Origin of the sequence: Motilimonas sp. E26 (assembly GCF_021278025.1) — a bacterium.
Classification (GTDB): Bacteria; Pseudomonadota; Gammaproteobacteria; order Enterobacterales; family CBDFNC01; genus Motilimonas.
The window spans coordinates 1-4,787 of sequence record NZ_JAIBHJ010000055.1; the positions used below are offsets into that span (position 1 = coordinate 1).

At 42.4% G+C, this 4,787-nt stretch carries 8 protein-coding genes; 6 read left to right on the forward strand and 2 right to left on the reverse strand.

Annotated elements, in window-relative coordinates; all coding sequences use genetic code 11:
- Positions 1-597 (forward strand): RHS repeat-associated core domain-containing protein (locus tag K1M91_RS20920; protein ID WP_232804200.1); only part of this gene is annotated, 597 nt, incomplete at its 5' end.
- Positions 598-1,372: 775 nt separating this feature from the next.
- On the opposite strand, the gene K1M91_RS20925 is transcribed toward K1M91_RS20920, so the two are convergent.
- Together K1M91_RS20925 and K1M91_RS20930 are read right to left on the reverse strand one after the other, a co-directional pair.
- Positions 1,373-1,711 (reverse strand): hypothetical protein, encoded by a 339-nt coding sequence (locus K1M91_RS20925; RefSeq protein ID WP_232804201.1) that lies wholly within the window; start codon positions 1,709-1,711, stop codon positions 1,373-1,375.
- Positions 1,712-1,731: 20 nt separating this feature from the next.
- The gene (locus tag K1M91_RS20930; RefSeq protein ID WP_232804202.1) at positions 1,732-1,887 is read right to left on the reverse strand and encodes a hypothetical protein; all 156 of its coding nucleotides are present in this window, start codon (positions 1,885-1,887) and stop codon (positions 1,732-1,734) included.
- A gap of 113 nt (positions 1,888-2,000) precedes the next feature.
- Between K1M91_RS20930 and K1M91_RS20935 the strand changes: the two genes are divergently transcribed.
- The 5 genes from K1M91_RS20935 to K1M91_RS20955 all read left to right on the forward strand — a co-directional run bounded on the left by K1M91_RS20935 (position 2,001) and on the right by K1M91_RS20955 (position 4,503).
- Positions 2,001-2,357 (forward strand): type II secretion system protein GspG, encoded by a 357-nt coding sequence (locus tag K1M91_RS20935; protein ID WP_232804203.1) that lies wholly within the window; start codon positions 2,001-2,003, stop codon positions 2,355-2,357.
- A 69-nt stretch (positions 2,358-2,426) separates the two neighbouring features.
- Positions 2,427-2,621, forward strand: coding sequence for an RHS repeat-associated core domain-containing protein (locus tag K1M91_RS20940; protein WP_348983283.1), 195 nt, complete (start codon positions 2,427-2,429; stop codon positions 2,619-2,621).
- 14 nt (positions 2,622-2,635) lie between these two features.
- Complete coding sequence (locus K1M91_RS20945; protein ID WP_232804206.1) at positions 2,636-3,178, forward strand: hypothetical protein; 543 nt, start codon at positions 2,636-2,638, stop codon at positions 3,176-3,178.
- Positions 3,179-3,191: 13 nt separating this feature from the next.
- The gene (locus K1M91_RS20950; RefSeq protein WP_232804204.1) at positions 3,192-3,824 is read left to right on the forward strand and encodes a hypothetical protein; all 633 of its coding nucleotides are present in this window, start codon (positions 3,192-3,194) and stop codon (positions 3,822-3,824) included.
- 298 nt (positions 3,825-4,122) lie between these two features.
- Positions 4,123-4,503, forward strand: coding sequence for a type II secretion system protein GspG (locus K1M91_RS20955; protein ID WP_232804205.1), 381 nt, complete (start codon positions 4,123-4,125; stop codon positions 4,501-4,503).
- The last annotated feature ends 284 nt before the right edge of the window (positions 4,504-4,787 follow it).

Here is a 4,787-nt window from a genome sequence, read left to right on the forward strand (position 1 = left end):
TCATCGGATGCTTACGGCAATGGCGCCGCCAATGAAGACGTGGATGGCGACCAGCAGTTAACGCAAATTGACCTGCGCTTTCCGGGGCAACTATTTGATGCGGAATCGGGGTTATATTATAACTACTATCGTTATTACGACCCCAAGACGGGGCGCTACATCACCAGTGACCCGATTGGCTTAGTGGGCGGAATTAATACGTTTGCTTATGTGGAAGGGAATCCGGTTAAGTTGATTGATGCTCTTGGATTATGGAGTATCAGTATTGATGCTTACCTTCCTATAGCAGGAGGTGGGGTAACCATTGGTCGAGATCCAAACGGTAGCTGGTTTTGGGGAGTTAGAGCAGGTAGAGGCTTAGGGGCTGGGTTATCACTTGAGCCGTATGACACAAGCCCAGGTTATTCTAAATGTCTGCCTACTGGAGCTACTGAAGACTCGAGTCATTCTTTAGGGTTATTTGCCCATGCCGATTTAAATGCCTTATTTTTGCATGCGGGGCCACGGCTTAAAGTTGGAGTAGGCCCCGGCTTTGAGCAAACTAAATATGGCTGGCTTCCAAGAACTTACTCTTCATCAGCACCTTATGAGGACTAAATAAAAAGTTTGGCTTAGGATTAGGAGCTGCAGCAGGGGTTGAATATACTAATTATATTTCAAGTTCAAATTCTGCTAAAAATGATTCGTGTGAGTGCCAGTAATTAATATGAAAAAATACCTAACGATAGGCTTGTCATTGGTGGTAATGGTGCTGAGTTTTTACTTTATAATTTTTTGGTTCGTTACCACGACAGGCAGCTACAAAATAGCAGAAAGAACAGCAAAAGAAATACTCACTAAGGATGATGACCTGCATGGTAATTTCTATGCTTCACCTTTTGGGTACTCTATTGAATCTAGGGGTAGCAATAGTATAGCTACCTACACGTTTATTGTTTACACAACCAGTAATCGTATTGGCCAAATATATGTTGATCTTGAAAAACACCATGACAAATGGAAGCCTAGTAAATGTACTGTTACTTACTTAGATGCAACGATAGAGCCCATTTACGAAATAGATTGTATGAGTTTAATTAATAAGAATAGGTAATCAGGTCAGGGCGAGCAAAATACCGGACAGCAAAATACCGGACAGCCATCTAAATAACCAAGCGATTTGATGGCGCAAAAAGCCAGCGCAAAAGGCTAGATCTGCTGTAAAGATTCGCTGCTGATTCATTAATGGATGCAAGGGTAGGCTAAAATGCTATTAGAAATCCGTAGCTCTGACTGGATGTGTGATATTTAGGTGCGATCAATCCTGCCTGTTAAGCAAGTTACGCAGTTAGTTTGTGCAGCTTGAAAATGTTATCCTAATCCACTCCGTCGGTTATACGCTGCTTGGCCACGGGTCCAGCAAGGCTTGGCTTTTAAACCGTCCTTCCCAAAAATGGCCCTTGCATTTATCTTCTTGGTTGGCTCTGCGGGCAATATCTTCATTTAAACAACGCATAAACCAGCTGATGTCCTTAAGGCGTTTACGCCATTTTGCAATCAACTCAGCAACCACTTCTTGTTGAGCATTGCTTTGTTGTTTACCCACTCGCCAATCATCCATCAACATGGGCATAGCAAACAATTGCTGCCAGCGCTCCACGACGTCAACATCTGATAAATCACGGTTATCGGCTAAATTAATGTGCAATATCAGATGGTAATGATTACTCATAATGGCGTAAGCACAGATATCTATGGTAAAAATACTGGCGAGTTGTCTGATTTTATCCAACTTTTTTGGGTGTAGTGGTCGATGCCGCATAAAAAAGCGCGACGCACGCAGCGGCTGGTGACATGGTAGTAAGTCGTTGATTCAGGACAAATCAACTGCTTGCGAGATAAAGTCATGGCCACATCCTGCTCATTAAGTGGCTTGTAAACTATGGCTCAGGATGTGAGTTAGCGCAAAAAGTGATGGGTGTCCTGTTACTCCCCTTTGATAATAAATTTAAAGAAGTGCCATGAAAATTATATACGTTGGGTTGATGTTCGCTTTCTTTGTGCCCTTGGGTACTTTTTTACATATTCTTGCTTCGCCGAAGTCTCAAGCTTTATATTCCGTTACTAGAAGTGACCTTATAAAGCTGAGAGGAGAAGTTGATAACTTTATGATAAAGGAGAGGTGTATAGATAATAGCTCAATAAAGGAGTTATTGAAAAATAGAGTAGATCCTTGGGGCAATAGTTATCTGTACTCATATTCTGTTAGTGATGGTTTGGGGTTTATATATACGTTGGGTGAAGATCATAAAATCGGTGGTGATGAATTATCAACAGATTTAGTCATCCTCGTTGAACTAAATTGTACTAGCCAATAGCTAACAAATCAGCAAGTAGTTTGGCAATGGTCATCGGATGCTTACGGCAATGGCGCAGCCAATGAAGATGTGGATGGCGACCAGCAGTTAACGCAAATTGACCTGCGTTTTCCGGGGCAACTATTTGATGCGGAATCGGGGTTGTATTATAACTACTATCGTTATTACGACCCGAAGACGGGGCGCTACATCACCAGTGACCCGATTGGGCTAGCAGGCGGGATTAATACGTTTGCTTATGTGGGGGGAATCCGGTTGGCCTAGTTGATCCCTTTGGATTGAAGGCTAGCACTGCATGTGTAAATGCAGCATCCTTAGCAGGAGGTGTTGTCGGTGGAGGTATTGGTTACGCCGGTGGTGGCCTCCTTGGAAGTGCAGGTGGAACTTTAGTTGCTCCCGGAGTTGGTACAATTGGTGGAGGGATTACAGGTGCTGAGCTAGGAGGCATTGGAGGTGCTGCCGCTGGTACTGCTCTGGGCCATTTGGTGGGAAATGCTCTATGCCCAGATGAAGTTGATGACCCAAATGCTTATATGGCTTTAGGACCAGAGGGGCAATTGGAGAACGAGCTACTAGGGAGTGATCCATTAGCTTATGGTTGGTTCGGAGGAAATGGCAACTGTGATGAAAACAGAAGAAGACTCAAATTTCTTAAGGAGAGGCTCGCAAGGCAAACTACCAACAAAAAAGCTGGTTTTGCAAGAGATGGTGTTAGAAATCAAATGTCTGCGCATACTCACAAAGCAAGGGTCAAAAAGCTAGAAGCAAAAATAAAGCAGTATGAGAAAGCTGTAGAAGACTGTCCCCCAGAGAGCTGTTAATGAAATTAATAATATGAACTATCTAGCACTTACAGAAGCACAAGGCAAACTGGTTGAAAGCTTGTCAACTGAGCATTATCGCTCAGAGTTAAGGTTGTTGGACTTTACCTCAAAGTGGATTGCCTATGGATACCTCATTCGGAAAGATACGGGTGAGTACTTAGTGGATTATGTCAGAATCGAGGCGGCTAACTCAGAAGAGGCTTTTTCTGTTGCGCTTTCCGGTCTAAAAGAAAAAGCAGGCAAAATTTCAAAGCCTATTGACTGGCAAAATCCAGATAGGGTGAGAATGTTGCTGAACCAGCAGGTAATGTTTGAGTTAGAATGGCGAGAACTTGTCATAAGTACGAATAACTGTTTGGTTGAGAGCAGTTATTCTGAGGATGATTTTTTTGGCTTTTCCCAGCGAGCAAGTGCTCTTATTCACAGGCATACCTTAGGCGTTTTTAGCACGCTTAGCGACTTTTCTGAAGAAGAACTGTTAGCCTTGGTTGGGCCTGAAGTTACCCGAGTGTACCAGTTGAAAGATGAAGAAGATGGGTTCAGAGAAGACGCAAAGTATAACCTTTATGATTATATATTGCACCCATCTGAGGCCGTTAAACGTGCGCATGAAGAGTTCAAGTTGAAGTTCATGGATATATGAATGAGTTGATCTTTGGTGATTATCAATATTCTCCAGAATATCGTTTATCATATAAACAGTGCAGTGAATAGGCCGCAGAGGTAGTGGAGTATTTCAGATCACTTCCTGGAGGAACTTTTGATGATGATTGGTCCTTTGAGGTAGTGTTCTTTAATAATTCTGATGGGTATCATATGTGGTTACAAGCAAGGCCAGGTGATAAACCTGGTAACAAGTTCGATAGAGTTATCGAACTTGCCCCATGGTTCAACGAATCCTCAATATCAGACTGTCAGTGTAAGAGATCGAGGTGTGGCAAATGCAGTCTTTTCTGAAATTTATAGTTTTTCCAATTTGTATTCTGCTGGCTATTGTTACTTTTTTGTACATTAATCTCACGCCGCCCAATTACATGGTCGAAGTGCAAATTGCATTGTGTGATTTGGATAGATTGTCCAAGTCGCTTAAGAGGGAGGGTGAGCTGCCTCAGGATCAGGATAGTTTTAGGGAATTTGTTATTCAACAAGGCATGTCCTCCAGCCTTAAAGATATGTGGGGAAACGAATATTTATATAAGTTAAGAGAGTCAGGGTTCATTATCTATTCATTAGGAGCGGATGAAAGAGAAGGCGGGCAGGGACCTAGTATGGATGTTTACAGTGATATGCCTCCACCAGAAAAGTGTCACCCCAGAAGTTAATGCTGTGAATTATAAGGAATTAGCTTACAACCTACATTGTACCTGATAGAAATACCGGACAGCCATCTAAATGACCAAGCTATTAAAAAGCCAGCGAAAAGGCTAGATCTGCTTTAAAGATTCACTGCTGATTCATTAATGGAAGGTTAGGCTAACATGTTATTAGAAATACGTAGCCTTGAGTTGATGTGTGATTTTAGGTGTGAGCAATCCTGCCTGTTAAGCAAGTTAAGCAAGTTAAGCAAGTTAAGCAAGTTAAGCAAGTTAAGCAAGTTAAGCAAGTT